Here is an 18604-nt window from a genome sequence, read left to right as displayed (position 1 = left end):
AATCGATGCGTTGTCGTTTCTTGAGCATGTTGTCTATGCCCGAGTCCCCCCAGTTATTCTACGATAATCGATTGATTTGAAACTTGCAATCATCATTTCTCTCAGGTTCTTGCATGTTGACTAATTGCTCATCATGCTGCAATGGAACGCAACGAAATCACTGACGGTGGATGTGCCTATGAATCAAAATGGTCAGCATCGATAAAAAATTTTGATGCTGACCCTTTTGGCTCTAATACGAAGGGCTTGTTTGATTGAAAACCTGATACGAGCATTTGTGCAATGCAATTGGCGAACATCTCGAATTTTCAATACCTTGTTGTGACAGGTGTACAAAACGTGTTTCTGATCACGTCATTGGGTGGTAGTATCGAACGACTCGACTTGCGTTTTGATAATCTTATCTCTGTAAGTTAGCTTTGCGCAAACTTGATCGATGTATTCGACGGGTGGTTTTTGAGTGTGCAAATAGAAATTTTTTATTGCTAAGCTTTGTAAATTTTCCGGGTACATCCCGCCATGATGAAAAATGATATTAAACGATCTTACATTCTTAGAATCGAAAAATAAGAATGTGAGTCGACGTCATTTTTGTCTTGTTGCCGCTTCTATGTGCGCCTTTGGTAGGCATGCATTGGCACAGTCGCAAAGCAGTCCAACGATTCGAACTTTTTATCCCGATATTGGCGAGCCGTATAAGTCGATCTTCGCGAAAATCATGGATGGGATCGATGAACGACTGCCCAAACCCTCATTACGTATTGCCATTTCAACTGAATCGAATTCGACTAATTTTCCCAATTTGCGAGAAAGTCGTCCAAGTATGGTCATTGCACTTGGACGAGCCGGGCTTAAAGCGGCGATGACACTTGAAGGCCCGGTTGAGATTATTGGCGGCGGTGTCATCAGTCCAAGCGATGCTGATTCCAAAATCACCCTGCTCCAAAGTTTGGCGCCCGACCCCGGCTTATTATTTGCGCGATTGCGTCAATTGCAACCAAATGGTAAACGAATTTACGTTGTTTATTCGGCCGTGAATTCCGGTTGGTTAATGCGATTCGCAGACGCTGCTGCACGCACCCAAGGATTCGAATTAAAAGGGTTGGAAGCATCCGACCTACGCAGTGCGATGCAGAGGTATCAAGAATTGTGGATTGATTTCAATTCAACTGATGCGCTGTGGTTGCCGCAAGACCCGATCACCAGCGAGGAATCGACGATAGTGCCAACTGTATTGAAGGAAGCATGGAATCGTAATGGCATTCTGTTTTCAAGTAATCTTGCCCATGTTCGACGAGGCGCCTTATTCGCATTATTTCCCAATAATATCGCTTTAGGACAGCGATTGGGCTCCGCCGCATTAGCACATCTCACCACGCCAGCAAATGCGCCGCGCGGCATTGTCCCTTTGCGCGAATTATTTGCAAGTTTGAATACGCGCACGGCGAGCCACCTCGGCATTGAATACGCTCCAAAGTTACATGGTAACTTTGATTTACTATTGCCGGAGCGATGATGATCAGAACTTATCTCATGCGCTGGTTTAATCCGTTTTCCCAAGCGAGCTTTGCGCGTCAATTAGGGATGACCGGTGTGTTATTAGTGTTCTTGATGGGAACCTTGTCGACGCTTCTCAGCTCGTGGCAAGGTAGTCGACAAGTGCGCATCATGCTAGAACAACAGGGTATGGGCTTGGCGCGTGGCCTGGCACAACAGAGTCAACTCGCCTTATTAACGGGCAGCGCAGAAAATGCACAAGAAGCGGTGAAGCATGCCATGAGTTTTCCAGACATTGTGGCGGTCGAAATCGTACAGGCTGACGGTACAGTGATTGTCGCGCAAGGACAGAAACAAACTCCACTGACGACCTTGTCAATGCAAAATCAAGCGGGACCCTATATCGAATCGAACACCAGCCAGTATTGGCGTTTCGTAGCGCCGGTGTTTACCGATCATGCGGCGCTTTCACCGTTTGAGGACACGCAACAAAAATCTGAATTCCTCGGTTATGTGCGTTTAACGCAGGGGAAAAACACACTAGAAGAGTACCAAAATCGACTGGTGTTGATGGTGTGTATGGTGATGTTGATTTCCAGCGTATTTTTGCTATGGGGATTGCGTGTGCTTGCACGCAACCTGATGCGACCCTTATACGATCTGTCTTCGGTGATGGGGAGAGCAGGTACGGGTGAGGTTGGATTGCGCGCCCCTGTTTCGGGCCCACGCGACATCGCAAACATGTCCAAGGTGTTTAATGTCATGATGCAATCGATCGAAGAACGTGAACTTTTACTGCAACAGATGAATGCAGAATTGACGACGCACGCGGCGAGCCTTGAATTGCGTGTGGACGAACGAACACGCGCGTTACAGAAAACGAATGATGAACTGCAAGATACGCTCAAAGTTTTGCAGGCGGCGCAGCATCAACTTGTTGAAAATGAGAAGTTGGTTTCATTAGGACGATTGGTGGCTGGGGTCGCGCATGAACTTAATACCCCTCTTGGTAATGCCTTGATGTCAGCCTCTACACTCGAAGCACTGCAAGGGGAAATATCCGACGCAGTCAGATTAGGACCTGTACGTAAGTCACAACTACTTGAACAAATGGAACACGGCCGCGAAGCGAGTCATTTGATTCGTCGGAACGTTGAGCGTGCTGCGGAAATAGTCGGCAGCTTTAAACAATTGGCGATTGATCAAACTTCTGAAATGCGACGTATTTTCTTTGTCGATGTTGTGATCACGGATGTTCTGGCTACCCTTAGACCATTGATCAATCCCACGCCTATTTCACTTGAGACGGATATCGCATCCAATATTGAGATGGATAGCTTCCCGGGCCCCTTAGGTCAAATCATCGTCAATATCGTACAAAATGCTTTGGTGCATGGATTTGAAGGGCGAGAAACAGGTTCACTGATTTTGAAATGTAAGCTTGTAGACCAAGGCTGGATACAATTAGTTTGCCAAGACGACGGGAACGGCATGACAAAAGAAGTAGTGGATCATGTTTATGATGCTTTTTTTACGACTAAGTTTGGCCGGGGTGGGTCGGGGCTCGGTATGCAAATTGTGCACACGCTGGTTACTCGACTATTGGGTGGGAAGATTCAGATACATAGTGCGCCGAATCAAGGTACGCGGGTCGAGATTATTTTGCCGGTGGTGGCGCCAGATAAAGACAAACACTAAGAGAGCTTGATCATGAAAAAATTACTCTGTTGCGTGATGTTCATTTATGCAAATTCTGCTTACGCTCAAGCAGTTGATGAAGTTGAATTAGCCTTAGCCTATGGTGATGCGGCCACCGTTAAAATCGCGACGGGCAGCAAACAAAGTTTGCGTCGCGCACCGGCAGTAGTGAGTGTATTTACTGCAGAAGATATTCGAGCCATGGGCGCGACAGATTTACAACAAATATTAGAGCGTGTACCTGGATTTCATGTGTCACGTTCCTATTTTTTAAATGATCCGAAGTATCAAATTCGCGGTATTCAAGGGGATTTCAATCAACAGATTCTGTTGTTGATCGACGGGGTTCGTCATCAAAGCCCACATACAGGTGGGCATGGTGACGTGTGGGTCAATATGCCGACTGATCAAATTGAACGCGTTGAGATCATTCGTGGCCCTGGTTCTGCATTGTATGGTGCTGATGCGGTATCCGGGGTGATTTCGATCACCACAAAAAACGCTAACGCATCCAATACTTCGGAAGTGCACTTTAATACGATTGGCAATTATGAGAAATCACTTTCGTTCCTGGCAAGTGGTTTGTGGAATGAAGTCACTTGGGCCGCCTACGCGCGACTAGGCGCTAATAAACGTTCAGGGCTAACTATTGCTGTTGATGCGCAAACGCCACTCGATACCGTGTTCAATACGAAAGCATCGCAGGCACCCGGCCTTTTAAACGATTACCATCATGATGCTGATTTTGGTTTCAAGCTTGGGTTTGGCGATTGGAATGCGGTGGCAAGTTTGAAGCACAGACAAGGTCTTGGTTCGGGCGTTGGGTTGGCGCAAGCACTGTCGCCCGACGATCGTTTAGATAGCGATTATCAAGTGTTGACCTTGAATTGGCAGCCACAGAAGCTTCTGAGCGGATGGGAATCACAGGCACATATTAGCTTAACGGAAGCTCGAGTTGATTCTTGGTTGCGTTTGTTTCCGAAAAACGCGTTTGGGGGAATGTTCCCGCAGGGGATGATAGGTACGCCGGGTCGAGATCTAAGAACCATTGAAGCGGAACTTGGCGCAACTTATCTTGATTGGACTGGACATCGATTGCGCGTCGGAATGGGAGCAAGTAATTCTGCTGTCACCTCCGTGCGCGAAACAAAGAACTTCAATTTTGTCAATGTTCCCGGCGTGGGAACAGTACCGCTGCCAATTGGACAGATTGTGGACGTTTCGGCGACGGCGCCTTATATCAAGCCAGTGCAACGTCGTTTGCTTTACGCATTGATCCAAGATGAATGGGCAATTGCACCAGATTGGAGTCTCACTGCAGGCCTACGTCACGATAATTATTCAGATTTTGGTTCGACCACCAATCCGCGTCTGGCCTTAGTTTGGGAAGCACGTCACGATCTGACTGTCAAATTGTTGCATGGACAAGCGTTTCGCGCGCCGGCATTTGTAGAGCTATATACGATCAATAATCCAGTCGCCTTGGGCAACCGATCTGCACAACCGGAACGCATGGCGACCAGCGAACTGGTTTTTGATTGGCAACCCAATCCTGCGTTTTCTGCTCGTGTCAATGCCTACTCTTATCTGCTGCGCGATATTTTGCGTCAGGTACCGAATGCCGATCCAAACACAGGATCAACGACGCAAAACCAAGGCAAACAAAAAGGTCATGGGTGGGAAGCGGAAATATTATGGCGCTTTACGCCCAAGTGGCGTTTTGACGCAAGTGTTTCTAGTCAACACAGTTCTGATTCATTGACCAATACCGACGTTGGTTATGCGCCTCAAACGATGCTTAAATTTGCGCTTGATGGTTTGATTGCTAGCGATTGGCATACCAATTTGATGGCATACCGCGTTGCAGATCGTAAACGTAGTGCCGGTGATTTGCGCCCCGCTGTCGCTGATTACACCTTGGTGGATGTGAGTTTTCATTGGCGTCGTGATAGCACAAAGGGCTGGCGCGGCTCGATTGGTATTCGCAATCTGACCAACGCCGATGCACGTGAACCTAGTCCGGCTCCAGGCGCGATCCGTTATGATATTCCTTTGCCAGGCCGACAATTCGTAGTGCAGGGTGTCTATGCGTTTTGAGATCGTCTGCTCCGAAAGCAAGCACGGGGTCAGGCCGTGCGTTTGACATGAGCTTGAGGCCAGTTCCTGTAACGAACTGGGTCAGTTTTAACATTAATACATTCCTCAAGAAACCTGAGTCAGCCTAAGCAAATCGCGAGACCTTTACGATTAGAATTTGCTGGAGCGGTGTATGTGAACATCGACAACACGAACCATAGTTCTAAGATTTTGTTGGTAAGCATGGTTCGCAAGACGCAGCAGAGAATCTTCTCTCGCAAATTTTCTTCACTGTGGCGTACGGTAATCCTTCTGCGTGCTCCTCTTTGATTCCGTTTTTATAGTATTCGCAACTCGCCTTCTTGATACTTGTTTCGGGATATTGATGTGTGACCAAGCCTGCTTTTGTCCTGGTGAATCTAGCACCGTTGGTATCCGCCCGCAGATCGAGCATTTCATCGTCTTCCCAAAGTTGAAGTGACGCTGTACCCGTGGAACCAACGCCAAAGAACACTTGCTGCTTCTTTTGATTATCGAGCGTCAACGCTACATTATCGCCTTGGTCAAAAGTGACGTAGCCACCACGTTCTACGCCGGTTTTGTCATACAACATGATGCCGGCGACCCCATTGTTAGTCCCACCACGAGAAAGCGTTTTTCCATCGATCACCGCGGGTGGAATGTCGCCGCCAACGCGCGCACGTACCACATCGCGACCGTCAACAACGATCAGCTCCTTCACGCGTAAAGAGTCAATAGTACGTGGCGTCTTTGTATCGCTTGAGTTGGCGGACAGTGCGGCCACTGCGCTTCCTCCAACGCCCACCAGAAAAAGTGTAGAGAATAATAGATTCTGTAATCGCAAGCGCTTCTTTAAACGTGTGTTCTCGTGTTCACATGCACTAATTCTTGCCAAAATTTCGTCTTGCATAAGAGCTCCAATAAAAGAGGTGAGAAGTACCAAAGCTTAATTGATATCTGTTTTTCTTGAGGCGTCTTGGCGACGAACAGCAATAATACTGGACTAGGTAGCAAAAGTCGTGGAATGAAGCGAAAACCGTGCAGCTTGTCGGCATCATCGAAGTATCATTTTTTGCTCGCAATCTGATGACTGAGTCCTTGTTGATTGATCCTCAAGCACGCATTTTTGGCAGTTCTCATCTGGATTATTCGCAGCTTGGTTTTGCTGGTACTGCGGCATTGGTGGTCTAAACGTTAGAAGCAAGCGATGAAACCACGTGTTGGTCTAAAAAAGAATCCTTGCTATAATCAAACCCGAAGTACACAGCGACTTCAATTCTCACTCTCTCATAATAACGATAAAAAGGAGCTCATCATGAAATCAATCAACCTGTTCCCACTACACGCTTTTTTTATTAGCGGGTTGCGTCAGGCTTAAGCGTAATTCCTTGACCTATTTAATCTGAATAGTCTGAATAATCAGATTCATTAGATAAGCAGAATTGCGACCAACACGTCCTGGCGACGACCTGCACTTTTACAGGTTGAAACCGAATGGGCAATTCCTCATTACAAATCATCGCAGAAAATGTTTCTGTGATCGCCTCACCAAAAACATGGATTGAAGGAGGCGCAATCCAGCAATTACAAACGACAGCAAAACTGCCTGGTATGCATAGGGTGGTTGGCATGCCTGATTTACATCCGGGGCGTGGCTACCCTGTGGGCGCCGCTTTCTTGTCGATGGGTCGATTCTATCCCGCACTGATTGGTGGCGACATCGGTTGTGGCATGCGTTTATTAAAAACAGATCTTTCCATTGCTAAGTTGTCGCTCGACAAACTGGTCAAACGTTTGGGCAATATTGATGCACCCTTGATCGAGCAAAATGATTTTTGGCGAGCGCGCGTGCGTTCTTATGAACTGCAAGGGAGCGGCTTTGAACACAGTTTGGGCACGATAGGCGGTGGCAATCATTTTGCTGAGCTACAGCAAATCACCGAGGTGTTCGATCAGGCAATTTTTTCCGCGCATGGCTTGGATCGCAAACAAGTGATGTTATTGGTGCATAGCGGTTCGCGCGGTTTCGGTGGACAAATTTTGCGTCAGCATATTGAGCAGTATGGGCATCATGGTCTCGCTGAAGGTGATGTTGCTGCAACTACGTATTGGGATCAACATCAGCAAGCTTTAGATTTTGCGCTATGCAATCGCAGTTTGATCGCCGAGCGTATTTGTGCAAATTTGGCGACGCAGGCCGAAATGGTATTGGACATCCATCATAATTTTTTGAGTAAAGTCGTTATCGATGGTGCTCGTGGGTTCTTGCATAGAAAAGGCGCGGCGCCCTCGGACCAAGGCTTAATCGTGATTCCAGGTTCTCGCGGAGACTATTCTTTTGTGGTGCAAGCGAGATTAGGAAATCAAGGTGAGCTGGCTAGCGACAGTTTATTTTCGCTAGCGCATGGTGCTGGTCGAAAGTGGATGCGTAGCGAATGTGAACCACGTCTCAGGCAACGTTATACGGCGACGCAACTAAGCAGGACCGCGTTAGACAGTCGGGTGGTGTGTCACGATAAGGGGCTGATTTTTGAAGAAGCGCCAGAGGCCTATAAACCGATCGACAGTGTGATTGAATCGCTGCAAGAAGCAGGCTTAATCAATGTGGTTGCCAAGCTAAAGCCTTTGATCAGCTACAAAACATCGGGTGGGTGCTGCTTATGATCTTAGTACAAATTACCGCTGGTCAGGGACCAGAAGAATGTTGTCTGGGCGTGGCGAAGGCTTGGCAGGCTTTGCAAGGTGAAGCGAAGCGACATGCCTGCCGTCTGGAGTTAGTCGAGAGAGTTAGCGCTGCGCGCGCATCTAACTACAAATCCTTATTGCTGAGTCTTGAAGGCGAACATGCCAATACATCGATCGCATGGATACAAGAGTGGCAGGGTAGTGTGCAATGGATATGCGAAAGCCCTTATCGTTTGCGTTATCCGCGTAAAAATTGGTTTATCGGTGTGCGCTTGTTTCAGATCGAAGAGCGCACTGCCGATCACACCATAAGCTATCAAGCATGTCGTGCTAGCGGACCCGGCGGGCAACACGTCAACAAAACCGATAGCGCTATTCGCGCCACGCATATGGCGAGTGGGATTAGTGTTAAGGTCCAGACCGAACGCAGTCAATATGCCAATAAAAAATTGGCGCAGCTTTTGATTGTGCAAAAGCTGGCAGAGCGCGATGAGCAGCAAGCACTTCAACAAAATCGTGACCGGCGACTTAGTCACTTTGAATTAGAGCGTGGGCGCGCTGGCTTAGTATTTGTTGGTCCAGAGTTCAAACGTCGATGATGATATCGACGTTGGGCTTATTTAGGTAATTCAATGTGACGAGCGTTTGAACCATGCAGCGAGGATGGCGATAAATATTGGAGCGATAGTTTAAACGCGCTAAATTCGCGAGCATGCAGAACGCGACCTTAAGTCTTGACATAACATTTTTTTGATAAGACATTATCAGCTCACGCTAGAACTAATCCTGAATCTATTTTTATCTTTATCCTTAATTGAAAAATATGAATACAGATCTTTTTACGACTACCAAAACCACAGGCGAAGCGGCAATCGAAACATTGATGCAACAGCGTGCTACTTATCCTCAGACTGGCGATTATCCTTTCTTGATTGGCGACGGCGACGATGTGGAGCGATTGCAAGAAGCGGCTGAATACAATGAACAGTCCGTCGGTGAGATTCTTGACGAAGCAGCGCGGTTTGACGTGGAGGCATGGTTACAAGAGCGTCGCGCAGAAGCTGAAGAATATGAATTCAGCGAAGACGACACGCTAGGCGATTGGCCTGGTGAAATCGCTGAGAAAGGCGCGATCTCACTGCATCGCGATATTTTGACAAGCGAAGTGCGACCCGAGGTCTATATTGGCTTAGCAAAAATAGCACAGCCTTGGCATCTACCTGCCGTCTTAAAATATGGCGACTGGAATGATTGCCCCGATCCGGTAGTGCACTGCGCCATGCATCAATACTGGCAAAAAGAATTCGGCGCGGAAATCGTCAGCGTCTCAGGTGACGTAATCGAGTGCATCGTCAAAAATCCACCACGCGACAAAGAAACCGCAATCAAACTCGCATGGCAGCAATATTGGTATTGCACAGATATCGTCGATCAAGGTTGCGAAACCATCGCCAACCTCGCCGCGACGCTGTTGAATGCTGAGGTTTGGTACTTTTGGTGGGATTGAGTTTCTTATTCCGCCTTGCACCGGCATTTTACAAACCCAAGGTCAATTTTATTCTTGCTAAGAATATTTTTAACAGTATTCATGCGCATTACTTTATGCATAATGAATGCGTATAATCTTGTGGCATTCTGTCATTTTGGAGTTGAAAATGAAGCAAGTAAATTCACCAAAAAAAGCAACGAACATCAGCTTACCCATGGACGTTTACCTTAGCGCAAAGGAATTGGGGATTAACATTTCACAAGTGTGCGAACAAAGCTTGCGTGAAACGATACGCGCTGAACAAGAGCGTGAGTGGAATGAAAAAAATGCCGCATTTATCAAAGTCTACAATCAGAAAGTAGAAGAAGATGGCGTGGCATTGGCAGAGTGGCGGGGGTTTTAAATGGCGCGTTTTGATGTGTATGCGAACATGGGCAAAAGCCAAAAGACGACGCCTTTTTTGATCGACGTACAAAGTAATGTGATCAGTGGATTGGCGACACGTATCGTTATCCCATTACGCAACTTGAATGCCTTTAAGAATGTAGAAGCGCCCGGAGACTTGTTTCCTATCATTACAGTCAATGGAAAAAATATTTGTTAGACACACCGCAGCTCGCCGCAATTCCATTGATCGAGTTGAAGGAAAAAGTTGACACCGCTGCTGCGTTTCAAACAGCAATATTTGATGCCTTAGATAGACTTTTTGGTGCGTATTAGTAGCCAACAAAAGATGTAGCTAAACGCATGGCAGCAATACCGGTATTTTACGGTTAGCGTCGATCAAGGCAGCAAAATCATCGCCAACCTCGCCGCGACGATGTTGAATGCTGAGGTTTGGTATTTTTGGTGGGATTGAGTTTCTTATTCCGCCTTTCACCGGCATTTTACAAGCGCAAGGTCAATTGATAAATCTTTTCAATAGTTGTTGAAAGATATGTCGAAACGTTAAGCTTAGAGGCCAGCATTCTTAATAGCGATTGCCAGTGCCTTATCGGTCGTATGAATATGCGAAGTCAGCCAAAATCTCAGTAGTTCAGCGGTCTCTTTAGCAACGTAATCCCTTTTCTCAGCAAGGGATGCCTGAAGGATCAATACGCGTTCGAGTAATTTTTTATGCTGCTTGACGTGATTTAAGACATCCGGATACTGAATTCTCTCCATTAACTCTTCTTCGCGATGAAAGTGCTCGCTAGTGTAGTTGAACAATCGTTGCAATATGTCTTCCAAGATCGCGCCATCTCGCTTTTGGTCAGAGGCCGTATAGAGCTCATTGATCAGATCGATCAAATGCTGATGGTCCCCATCGATGAGTGAGTCGCCAACGCTTAAGCCTGGGGACCATTGGAAGTACACCATAAGAAATCTCCGTCTTCAATACTTCCAGATGAATTTTTGGTAGGTGTCAAAGTTTAGATTGGTTGTTGTTGGTGGGCAAGTATTCTATTGGCTCTCTCGTCGACTGGATACAACACCTTCATTGCCTGAGATAGATTTGGCAACACCTTCACGGGCCGAATCGCAAAAGCCAGAGCACTAGTTCTTGGATCGGGCCGTAGCGTTTTTTTACGTCTGTGTCACTTCGCACTTATAGGGGAATGGATGCATCGAATTCATCGACTTTCCCCAAGAGCCAATCAGCTGGAGTATCAACCGGTATTCGCTTGCGACACTGACTTAGCATTTAGGGTTTGCTATCCAGGAAGTAGATTTTATTGCGGCCTGTGGCTTTGGCTTGGTACATCGCTTGGTCGGCTAATTTGAGGATGTCGATGTCATTGTTTAGCAGGTGGCGCAGGAGCACGACGCCGATGCTTGCGGTGCAGTGGTGCTGTATGCTGGTTTCTTTGTGCGCGTTTGGAATGTTGACTTGATAGGGGGCGGATAAGGAGGCGAGTATTTTTTCTGCGATGCTGCAAGCTAGCTGTTCGGCTTGCGACAACTCGGCATCTAAATCGCTGAGGATCACCACAAACTCATCGCCACCGAAGCGCGCTACGGTATCGACTTCGCGTACGCACAGGCTGATGCGGTGTGCTACTTCTTGCAATAGTAAATCGCCCGCGTTGTGGCCATATTCATCATTGAGTGGTTTGAAATTATCGAGGTCGATGAACAACACGGCGGCAAAACGATGATGACGTTTGCAGGCGGCCTTGGTTTGTTCTAGCCTGTCGTACAGCAGACTACGATTGGGCAAGCCAGTGAGTGCATCATGGAAAGCCATATGCTGCACTTTTAGTTCTATGCGTTTGCGTTCGATGGCGATGCTGGCAAGCTGTGCCGATTGTTCAATGATGTAGACATCCAAATCAGCGAGTGCATTTTTTTCCCGGTGGTAGATGGCGAAGGTTCCCAATACTTGAAACTCGGATGAGAGTATCGGTTGCGACCAACAAGCGCCCAAACCTGCTTGTGCTGCTAGCTCGGCATACGGCACCCAATAAGCATGGCTGGCGATATCGTCCACTACCACACGCTGACCTAAAAATGCAGCCGTTCCACATGAGCCAGCGCCCAAACCTATCTCTATGCCATTGATGGCTTGGTTGTAGAAGCTAGGCAAACTGGGGGCAACGCCATCTACCAGATGCTTGCCTTCTTCATCGAGTAATAGAATGCTGCACATGATGTCGTTATGCAGTAGCTCAACACCGCGCACAATAGCTTCTAAAACGCTGGGTAAGGGGATGTTTTTAGCTAAAAGCTCTAAAGTGGAGCTGCGAAATTTTTCGTATTTCTCCAGTTGTTTGCGCTTAGTGATGTCGTGCGAAATACCTAAAACACCGATGAGTTTGCCGTCGGCATTAAAGAGAGGTGTTTTACTGGTTTCGACTAGCTCGCGGTGTCCGTCATTGGCGAAGCTTAGCCATTCTTCGTTGATGTTAAGGCCGCCTTTTTGCATGGCTAAGAGGTCGTTGGCGCGGAAAAAATCGGCAAGTTCTTTGCTAACAAAATCATAGTCGGTGCGACCAATGATGTCCTTTTCCAATGCACCAAAAAGATGTTCGAAGCGCTCGTTGCAGGCAAGATAAACACCATCGGCATCTTTCAGCCAAATCAATGCGGGCAGTGCTTGAAGTATGGCTCGCAGATTATCTTCTGTGAAATTCGCCAGTGAGAGCATTTGTTTGTTCATACATCTCCAGACTGAGTATCCTTGCCCATTTTTGATTATGCATTTCAAGCGCACGAACTACAGAGCTGCATCTCGAAATTCATCTCACCGCGGGTGATAAATTCAAGATACTTGATTAAGGCCTTTAGTTACAGCATTTACTTAAAGCATTTAGCTCACGATTTAACTGAATTGTTGAATGAAATTCGTTAATTCGAATAGTTAGAGAATGAGGATTCGCTTAATGAATACGTTCTATCTTAAACCTATAACTCTTTAAGAACTGTGAAGTATCGCAATAAACAGACACATTGAGAATGCTGGGGTAAGTGTGATATTTGTTGTTGGACTACTTAGAGCTTAGTGCAGTGTTTAGAAATTATGCTAACTGACGCAATTCACATAGCCCCCAGCCACACTGGAGCTACCTCGGCTCCTTGCGAGGTGATGGTGCTGAGAAGTTGGTTCAATTTTGCAATCGCTACTTGGTTATTTTGCTGCCAGTCGCTGAAACTTTGTTGGCGCCTTAACAAGGCACGAGTGACTTGGCTAGCGATCGAATACACATCGTCACGTGCGGTATTGCGTGCTTGGGTTTGCCACAAAGTGTCTTGGCGGTGCTGGCGGCAATGAGTGAAGTGTGAAATACTTGAGCCGAATGGCTTAAATTTTCTGTGATTGTTTTTTTCAATTTAATTTCCTTTAACGGGAGTTTCAAATGAATCTAGGCAAGCTTAAAGTCCGTACCCGCCTTGTGTTAGCTTTTGGCGTTGTGGTCTTTGTCACTATCGTCATGGGGCTATTTAGCCTGAGTCGGCTGGCGGCGATTGAAGCCAATCTGGAAGAGATTGTCCAGAGCAACAACGTCAGGATGCAGCTCAATCAAGACATGTCTGAATCGGTGCACATTGTGTCGCGTGTGATGCGCACTATTATCTTGCTAGATGATCGGGCAGATATGGATCGGGAGTACGCAAAAATTGCCAAGGCACGCGTCGACTACGACAAAGCATGGGATGCACTTCAACAGTTTGCCCCCAGTGAAACCGCGAAAGTCAACCGCGCACGAATCGCCGATGCCCGCGATACGGCGCGCCCTCTGAATAACCAAGTCATCGAACTGGCGAAACTCAATAAAGATGCCGACGCGCGTGATCTGCTGATTAAGACGGCGGCTCCTGCGGTGCAGGCATGGCAAGACGCCTTGGACGTCAATATTGAATTCCAAAAAACCAACAACCAGAAGGCGTATGAGCAATCCTTGGTGAGCTATCAACAAACATTCATCGCCGTGGTGGTGGCGCTGTTGTTAACCATCGCTGTGGCGGTGGTGCTGGGTGCACTAGTGACGCGATCGATCACGTCGCAACTCGGAGGTGAACCGTTTGACGCCGCGCGACTCGCACAGCAAGTTGCCGCAGGCGACCTGAGCAGCCACATCGATGTGACTGCGGGGGATACCACGAGCGTGTTGGCTCAGCTCAAAACTATGCAAGACGTGCTGCTTCACTACCAGCAAACGAAGGCCACTATGGCTGCCCAGCATGAAGCGGGTGTCATCAGCCATTTCATTGATACCAGCGACCTGCGCGGTGTGTATGCCGAATTGGCAGCAGCCACTAATGCGATGGTCAAGGCGCATATCGACGTGAAATTTAAGGCGGTCAATCTGATTGATGCCTACTCGCGGGGTGATTTCAGTGAAAAAATGCAGGACCTTCCAGGTGAAAAGCGCAAAGTGACCGATGTCGTTAATGCGGCACGTGACACCATGGTGAAAGCCGCAGAAGCGGCTATTTATAATGCCCGCATTGTCCAAGCGCTCAATAAGGCCAGCGCCAACGTCATGATTGCCGATGTCAACAATAACATCCTATTCATGAACGAAACCGTCAATAGCATGATGCAGCGCAACGAAGCGGAGCTGCGCAAAGTTTTACCGCAATTCACAGCACGTAATCTCATTGGTCAGAACATTGATGTTTTCCACAAGAACCCAGCCCATCAGCGCAATATGTTGTCTGCGCTGCAGTCCACCCATCGCACCCAAATCACGGTCGGTAGCCTCACGTTCAGTCTGATCGCCAACCCTATCGTTGGTGACGGCGGTCAGCGATTGGGTACGGTGGTTGAATGGAGTGACCGCACCGCCGAAGTTGGTATTGAAAAAGAAGTAGCCGCCGTGGTGGAGGCTGCTGCCCAAGGTGACTTCAGCGCCCGGCTTAACCCCGAAGGCAAGACTGGATTTTTTGTAGGCTTGACGACGGGCATGAACCAGTTGATGGAAACCAGCGAAGTCGGTTTGAACGATATTGCCCGCTTGTTGCAAAGCTTTTCCGAAGGTGATTTAACGGCTCGCATAGAACGCGATTATTCAGGTTTATTTGGTCAGGTCAAAGACAGCGCCAATTCGACTGCTGAAAACCTGACTGGCGTCCTTGGTGAAGTACGGACTGCCGCAGATGCTTTGACTAATGCAGCCAACCAGGTCTCTGCGACCGCCCAATCTTTGAGCCAAGCTGCCAGTGAGCAAGCCGCCAGCGTGGAAGAAACATCGGCGCAGATCGAAGCGATGTCAGCTTCGATCAACCAAAACAGCGACAACGCGAAAGTCACTGATGGCATGGCCACTAAAACCAGTAAAGAAGCCATCGACGGCGGTGATGCCGTCAGCCAGACGGTCAACGCCATGAAGCAAATCGCTGGCAAAATCGGCATCATCGATGACATTGCCTACCAGACCAACCTATTGGCATTGAATGCCGCTATTGAAGCCGCGCGAGCCGGGGAGCATGGCAAAGGCTTTGCGGTAGTCGCGGCTGAAGTGCGCAAACTGGCTGAGCGCAGCCAAGAGGCTGCCAAAGAGATTGGTGAGCTGGCCAGCGATAGCGTGACCACCGCAGAGCGTGCGGGCAAGTTGTTGAATGAAATCGTGCCCAGCATTCAAAAAACCAGCGAACTGGTGCAAGAGATTGCGGCAGCCAGTTCGGAACAAAGCGAGTCCGTCAACCAGATTGGTGGAGCGATGACGCAACTATCCCAGGCGACGCAGCAAAATGCCAGTGCCAGCGAAGAGTTGGCTGCCACCAGCGAAGAACTCTCAGGACAGGCTGAACAGCTGCAAGAAAGCGTGTCCTTTTTTAATACGGGCGATGGCCACCATCCGGCGCGCAGCCGCCATGACATTGTTGATAATGGTGGCAGTAGTTTCGGTAAATCAGAGCGTCGTGGGGTGACCACGCCGCGCCGGAGTGCACCGATCAAGTCTACGACGATGCGCGGTGGTGGCGGTAGCTTCAAACCGTATTGAATGGGTTTGGTGTCAGAAGAGAATGATGTCGGGTCTTACATTCCATATTCTACTTTGTGCGATGTTTTTTGCCGCGACTGATAGAACGACACTGAAAATTTAAACAAGAAGTTCACTTTTTGTTTCTTTAGAGTGCTTAGCAGAAAACCATTGCGCCACAACGAAAGCAATAATGCTAAGCTCAACAATAAAAGTATTCGGCCCACCCAACTGTGCGTTCATTGGTAAGTGCATCACATCAATCATAAAGCGGCTAATGACAAAGGTGAAGGTGAGTGCGTAGCTGCGCATGATCCAGAGGCGATGTGCTGCTAGTTGATGCTTCATTGCTGCGACAACTGCCGCTATGGTGGAATACAGCCAAACGATGGCTTGTGCAAGAGCCGCCCAAGTTTCGCCTGGTGCCAGGTGAAAAACCGCGATCCACATGGCCAACGGTGCGGCAATGCCAATAGCTGCTGCATAAAGGCGGCCGAGCAAACGATGCAAATGGGGCTTGGTGGCACGCAAGGGAAAAATGAATTGCAGCGGCGCGACTAGAAGGGCGATGGTGCCCGCCGTAGCGTGCAAGTGTAAGATCACTATATAGCTTTTTACTTTGTGCTCCCACTCAGGATTGAGCCCTAGCAGCATGGGCAATTCAATTTGCAGCATGACCCAAATAAAGAGAAATGCCAGCATGGCAAAGAGCGCATATTTCCAGTAAAGCCTGATTTTTGCTCTTGAGTCTTCGTTAGTGCTAGTACTTAGGTTGGGTGTAAAGGGGATAGTTTTCATCATGCCACTCCAAAAAACGATGTTATGGCCTGCATTAAAATTCAATACGGTATTTTCATCAATTGGAGAAACGTAAGGAGTGTGAGTAAGTGTAAGTTGCGTTGTATGTGCACGGTGCTTTTTAAATGCACATCAGCTTGTACTTGGGGTAGAGAACTTGAAAGAGGGGAATTATTTTTGTCACTAGGCTTACAAAATTTTACATCTGAAAGAAAACGATCAAACCTGATTCGATAACGACAATAGGTCAGCCACTACCTTGACTAATAAGGTGTGACCTGCGGCTCAAATAGGCTCGGCAAAAATAGTACAGTCTTGGCATCTGCCAGCTATCTTAAAGTTTAGCGGTATCTCAGTTGATGTGATTGAGTACATCGTTAAAAACCCATCGCAAGCAAAGGGACAACTTCAACATTCCAACACCAGAGATGAAATGTATAAGTGTTTGAACCGACCCTTAGTCAGGCATATTCCGAGTCATGAGCTTGTTCAGTTTGAAAAGCTCGTATCGAGTATTTCTGTTCAATACGAGTCTAATTGATTATGGGATTATGGGATTGACAGATGAAATCAGGACTTGTCGCAAGAGAGAATTGCCACATCAACAGCGGCAATTCTCGTCTAGCTTCTATCATTTTTCGATATTCGAAATCAAAGCGGGATCGGTCACTAAATTTCTGACCCCATGGGCGTGATCTTCTTTAAAGACATTTCCTTCGCACCATTTGCCAACAGACTCGATATTGACCTTAGCCACTTTGGGACGAACGCTCCAAGAAACTTGGAAAGGTGAGCCTTGTTCGTTGTAGGCAGGACCCGTCGTTGAACCAGCATACTGTATAGGCTTACCTGTATTTTTAGGGATACCCAAAGCCTGTTGAAATTTCCCCTTCGTCCCCAGCTTCGTTAACTCACCAAAGTCACGCGCTTTAGGATCATTGACCAATACATATACTTGGGCTTCGACGCGGAGTTGTGGATTTTTGATGGCGTCATTTAAGCACGCGCCTAAGGTCGGCCCAGGCGTGACTAGCGCAGAAGAATGGACGTAATGGACTTCGATGGTATCTCCGGACTGGAGGCCACCATGCTCGCTTTTACAGACTTCTTCTTTGAGTGGAGACAACTCTGCCTTGGTGAGCTTACCTGAGTATTTGAAACCGGTTTGGAAGCCCTTGCCATCACCGTTTCCTGCGTAGGTCGTAAATTGCCCGCCTTTATGTTCAGCATTTTCGTGGAAGTGGATGTTGCACAAATTCAAATTCGTGTGCGCCGGCGTCTTATTAAAGATGACGCTATTGCTACCATGGCGTGTGGCGAGATCGCGCGGAGACTGCGGCCCAAAGCCTTTAGCGTCTGTGTTCTTTGTCAAATTTGCTCGTTGAAGTTCGATGACTTCTTTCGACACAGAACCGTGGTCATTCGAATGCGCATCTTGTGCAAGAGCGCTAAATGGTGTCGTTGTGATGGCTGCCAAAACTAAGAACTTTATTCTTGTATCCATGCTGGAACTCCTAGGTTGTGTGGTTGAATCAAAAAAGACGCTACGCTACGCCAAAATTTGCATCAAATTACCAGGAGACGACACCAAAATCCATCGTCCAATATTGAGTTGCAAGGTAACACTTTTAGCACCTAAAGATACAATAAAGCGGAAAAATCTTAGGGCCCGTTAACCCAAAATACAACAGAAAAGGGGTAGATGAAATGCGAGGTCAGGTTAGAAATGCAGTGGAAATTTGATCTGGCTGTGTGAGAAGCTGCAGCAGCGAGCAGCAAGGTTCAAGTATTGACGTGACCAATTTCGAAATGCCTAGAATAGAATTGGAAAAAGGGTGATTCTTAGTCGCGTTACATCACCTTGGGTCGAACGCTCCCATGAACAAGCATAAGCCATGAGAAAAAATAAAGGATGTCATCAATTTCCCCTCTG

At 47.6% G+C, this 18604-nt stretch carries 17 protein-coding genes and 1 pseudogene; 12 read left to right on the top strand and 6 right to left on the bottom strand.

Annotation, left to right across the window (positions count from 1 at the left end; all coding sequences use genetic code 11):
- The first annotated feature begins 610 nt into the window (after positions 1 to 610).
- From ACO0KZ_RS04410 to ACO0KZ_RS04400, 3 genes are read left to right on the top strand one after another with little or no spacing between them, the layout of a single operon-like run.
- The gene (locus ACO0KZ_RS04410) at positions 611 to 1516 is read left to right on the top strand and encodes a hypothetical protein (RefSeq protein WP_422993142.1); all 906 of its coding nucleotides are present in this window, start codon (positions 611 to 613) and stop codon (positions 1514 to 1516) included.
- Between the two features lie 17 nt (positions 1517 to 1533).
- Entirely contained in the window at positions 1534 to 3195 is a 1662-nt protein-coding gene (locus tag ACO0KZ_RS04405) for an ATP-binding protein (protein WP_422993140.1), read from the top strand.
- A 12-nt stretch (positions 3196 to 3207) separates the two neighbouring features.
- Complete coding sequence (locus ACO0KZ_RS04400) at positions 3208 to 5292, top strand: TonB-dependent receptor plug domain-containing protein (RefSeq protein ID WP_422993138.1); 2085 nt, start codon at positions 3208 to 3210, stop codon at positions 5290 to 5292.
- Between the two features lie 202 nt (positions 5293 to 5494).
- Here ACO0KZ_RS04400 and ACO0KZ_RS04395 read toward each other — a convergent pair whose 3' ends face one another.
- Positions 5495 to 6202: a hypothetical protein gene (locus ACO0KZ_RS04395; RefSeq protein WP_422993136.1), complete on the bottom strand. Its 708-nt coding sequence runs from the start codon at positions 6200 to 6202 to the stop codon at positions 5495 to 5497.
- 128 nt (positions 6203 to 6330) lie between these two features.
- Between ACO0KZ_RS04395 and ACO0KZ_RS04390 the strand changes: the two genes are divergently transcribed.
- The 8 genes and pseudogenes from ACO0KZ_RS04390 to ACO0KZ_RS04355 form a co-directional block, all read left to right on the top strand.
- Entirely contained in the window at positions 6331 to 6483 is a 153-nt protein-coding gene (locus tag ACO0KZ_RS04390) for a hypothetical protein (RefSeq protein WP_422993134.1), read from the top strand.
- Between the two features lie 303 nt (positions 6484 to 6786).
- Positions 6787 to 7956 (top strand): RNA ligase RtcB family protein, encoded by a 1170-nt coding sequence (locus tag ACO0KZ_RS04385; RefSeq protein WP_422993132.1) that lies wholly within the window; start codon positions 6787 to 6789, stop codon positions 7954 to 7956.
- Positions 7953 to 8576, top strand: a complete 624-nt coding sequence (gene prfH / locus ACO0KZ_RS04380; protein ID WP_422993130.1) for a peptide chain release factor H — start codon at positions 7953 to 7955, stop codon at positions 8574 to 8576. Before ACO0KZ_RS04385 ends, prfH begins: the two co-directional genes overlap by 4 nt.
- A gap of 224 nt (positions 8577 to 8800) precedes the next feature.
- Positions 8801 to 9484 carry a DUF4253 domain-containing protein gene (locus ACO0KZ_RS04375; RefSeq protein WP_422993128.1) on the top strand — a complete coding sequence of 228 codons (684 nt, stop codon included), beginning with the start codon at positions 8801 to 8803 and terminating at the stop codon, positions 9482 to 9484.
- A 148-nt stretch (positions 9485 to 9632) separates the two neighbouring features.
- The gene (locus ACO0KZ_RS04370) at positions 9633 to 9869 is read left to right on the top strand and encodes a type II toxin-antitoxin system CcdA family antitoxin (RefSeq protein ID WP_422993126.1); all 237 of its coding nucleotides are present in this window, start codon (positions 9633 to 9635) and stop codon (positions 9867 to 9869) included.
- The gene (locus ACO0KZ_RS04365; RefSeq protein WP_422993124.1) at positions 9870 to 10070 is read left to right on the top strand and encodes a CcdB family protein; all 201 of its coding nucleotides are present in this window, start codon (positions 9870 to 9872) and stop codon (positions 10068 to 10070) included. It abuts the gene before it with no gap.
- Positions 10064 to 10186 (top strand): hypothetical protein, encoded by a 123-nt coding sequence (locus tag ACO0KZ_RS04360; protein WP_422993122.1) that lies wholly within the window; start codon positions 10064 to 10066, stop codon positions 10184 to 10186. Before ACO0KZ_RS04365 ends, ACO0KZ_RS04360 begins: the two co-directional genes overlap by 7 nt.
- A gap of 37 nt (positions 10187 to 10223) precedes the next feature.
- Positions 10224 to 10325, top strand: a pseudogene (locus ACO0KZ_RS04355) (hypothetical protein); the annotation flags it as partial.
- Between the two features lie 95 nt (positions 10326 to 10420).
- On the opposite strand, the gene ACO0KZ_RS04350 reads toward ACO0KZ_RS04355, so the two are convergent.
- The 3 genes from ACO0KZ_RS04350 to ACO0KZ_RS04340 form a co-directional block, all read right to left on the bottom strand.
- Entirely contained in the window at positions 10421 to 10825 is a 405-nt protein-coding gene (locus ACO0KZ_RS04350) for a bacteriohemerythrin (protein WP_422993120.1), read from the bottom strand.
- A gap of 325 nt (positions 10826 to 11150) precedes the next feature.
- Positions 11151 to 12605 (bottom strand): diguanylate cyclase, encoded by a 1455-nt coding sequence (locus ACO0KZ_RS04345; RefSeq protein ID WP_422993118.1) that lies wholly within the window; start codon positions 12603 to 12605, stop codon positions 11151 to 11153.
- A gap of 377 nt (positions 12606 to 12982) precedes the next feature.
- Positions 12983 to 13189 carry a hypothetical protein gene (locus tag ACO0KZ_RS04340; protein WP_422993116.1) on the bottom strand — a complete coding sequence of 69 codons (207 nt, stop codon included), beginning with the start codon at positions 13187 to 13189 and terminating at the stop codon, positions 12983 to 12985.
- Between the two features lie 113 nt (positions 13190 to 13302).
- On the opposite strand from ACO0KZ_RS04340, the gene ACO0KZ_RS04335 reads away from it, so the two are divergent.
- Positions 13303 to 15894, top strand: coding sequence for a methyl-accepting chemotaxis protein (locus ACO0KZ_RS04335; protein WP_422993114.1), 2592 nt, complete (start codon positions 13303 to 13305; stop codon positions 15892 to 15894).
- Positions 15895 to 15993: 99 nt separating this feature from the next.
- On the opposite strand, the gene ACO0KZ_RS04330 is transcribed toward ACO0KZ_RS04335, so the two are convergent.
- Together ACO0KZ_RS04330 and ACO0KZ_RS04325 are read right to left on the bottom strand one after the other, a co-directional pair.
- Positions 15994 to 16674 carry a DUF2306 domain-containing protein gene (locus ACO0KZ_RS04330; protein WP_422993112.1) on the bottom strand — a complete coding sequence of 227 codons (681 nt, stop codon included), beginning with the start codon at positions 16672 to 16674 and terminating at the stop codon, positions 15994 to 15996.
- A gap of 628 nt (positions 16675 to 17302) precedes the next feature.
- On the bottom strand, positions 17303 to 18175 hold the full coding sequence (locus ACO0KZ_RS04325) for a delta-class carbonic anhydrase (RefSeq protein ID WP_422993110.1): 873 nt from the start codon (positions 18173 to 18175) through the stop codon (positions 17303 to 17305).
- Positions 18176 to 18604: the final 429 nt, after the last annotated feature.

This window comes from Undibacterium sp. Di24W (genome assembly GCF_049340325.1).
Lineage (GTDB): Bacteria > Pseudomonadota > Gammaproteobacteria > Burkholderiales > Burkholderiaceae_D > Undibacterium.
This window is presented reverse-complemented; position numbering and strand designations above follow the sequence as displayed.

What these genes read in the sequence shown, in the direction of transcription:
- ACO0KZ_RS04410 (WP_422993142.1), top strand. Translation starts at nt 611, where the DNA reads ATGTGCGCCTTTGGTAGGCATGCATTGGCACAGTCGCAAAGCAGTCCA.
- ACO0KZ_RS04405 (WP_422993140.1), top strand. Translation starts at nt 1,534, where the DNA reads ATGCGCTGGTTTAATCCGTTTTCCCAAGCGAGCTTTGCGCGTCAATTA.
- ACO0KZ_RS04400 (WP_422993138.1), top strand. Translation starts at nt 3,208, where the DNA reads ATGAAAAAATTACTCTGTTGCGTGATGTTCATTTATGCAAATTCTGCT.
- ACO0KZ_RS04395 (WP_422993136.1), bottom strand. Translation starts at nt 6,202, where the DNA reads ATGCAAGACGAAATTTTGGCAAGAATTAGTGCATGTGAACACGAGAAC.
- ACO0KZ_RS04385 (WP_422993132.1), top strand. Translation starts at nt 6,787, where the DNA reads ATGGGCAATTCCTCATTACAAATCATCGCAGAAAATGTTTCTGTGATC.
- prfH (WP_422993130.1), top strand. Translation starts at nt 7,953, where the DNA reads ATGATCTTAGTACAAATTACCGCTGGTCAGGGACCAGAAGAATGTTGT.
- ACO0KZ_RS04375 (WP_422993128.1), top strand. Translation starts at nt 8,801, where the DNA reads ATGAATACAGATCTTTTTACGACTACCAAAACCACAGGCGAAGCGGCA.
- ACO0KZ_RS04370 (WP_422993126.1), top strand. Translation starts at nt 9,633, where the DNA reads ATGAAGCAAGTAAATTCACCAAAAAAAGCAACGAACATCAGCTTACCC.
- ACO0KZ_RS04365 (WP_422993124.1), top strand. Translation starts at nt 9,870, where the DNA reads ATGGCGCGTTTTGATGTGTATGCGAACATGGGCAAAAGCCAAAAGACG.
- ACO0KZ_RS04350 (WP_422993120.1), bottom strand. Translation starts at nt 10,825, where the DNA reads ATGGTGTACTTCCAATGGTCCCCAGGCTTAAGCGTTGGCGACTCACTC.
- ACO0KZ_RS04345 (WP_422993118.1), bottom strand. Translation starts at nt 12,605, where the DNA reads ATGAACAAACAAATGCTCTCACTGGCGAATTTCACAGAAGATAATCTG.
- ACO0KZ_RS04335 (WP_422993114.1), top strand. Translation starts at nt 13,303, where the DNA reads ATGAATCTAGGCAAGCTTAAAGTCCGTACCCGCCTTGTGTTAGCTTTT.
- ACO0KZ_RS04330 (WP_422993112.1), bottom strand. Translation starts at nt 16,674, where the DNA reads ATGATGAAAACTATCCCCTTTACACCCAACCTAAGTACTAGCACTAAC.
- ACO0KZ_RS04325 (WP_422993110.1), bottom strand. Translation starts at nt 18,175, where the DNA reads ATGGATACAAGAATAAAGTTCTTAGTTTTGGCAGCCATCACAACGACA.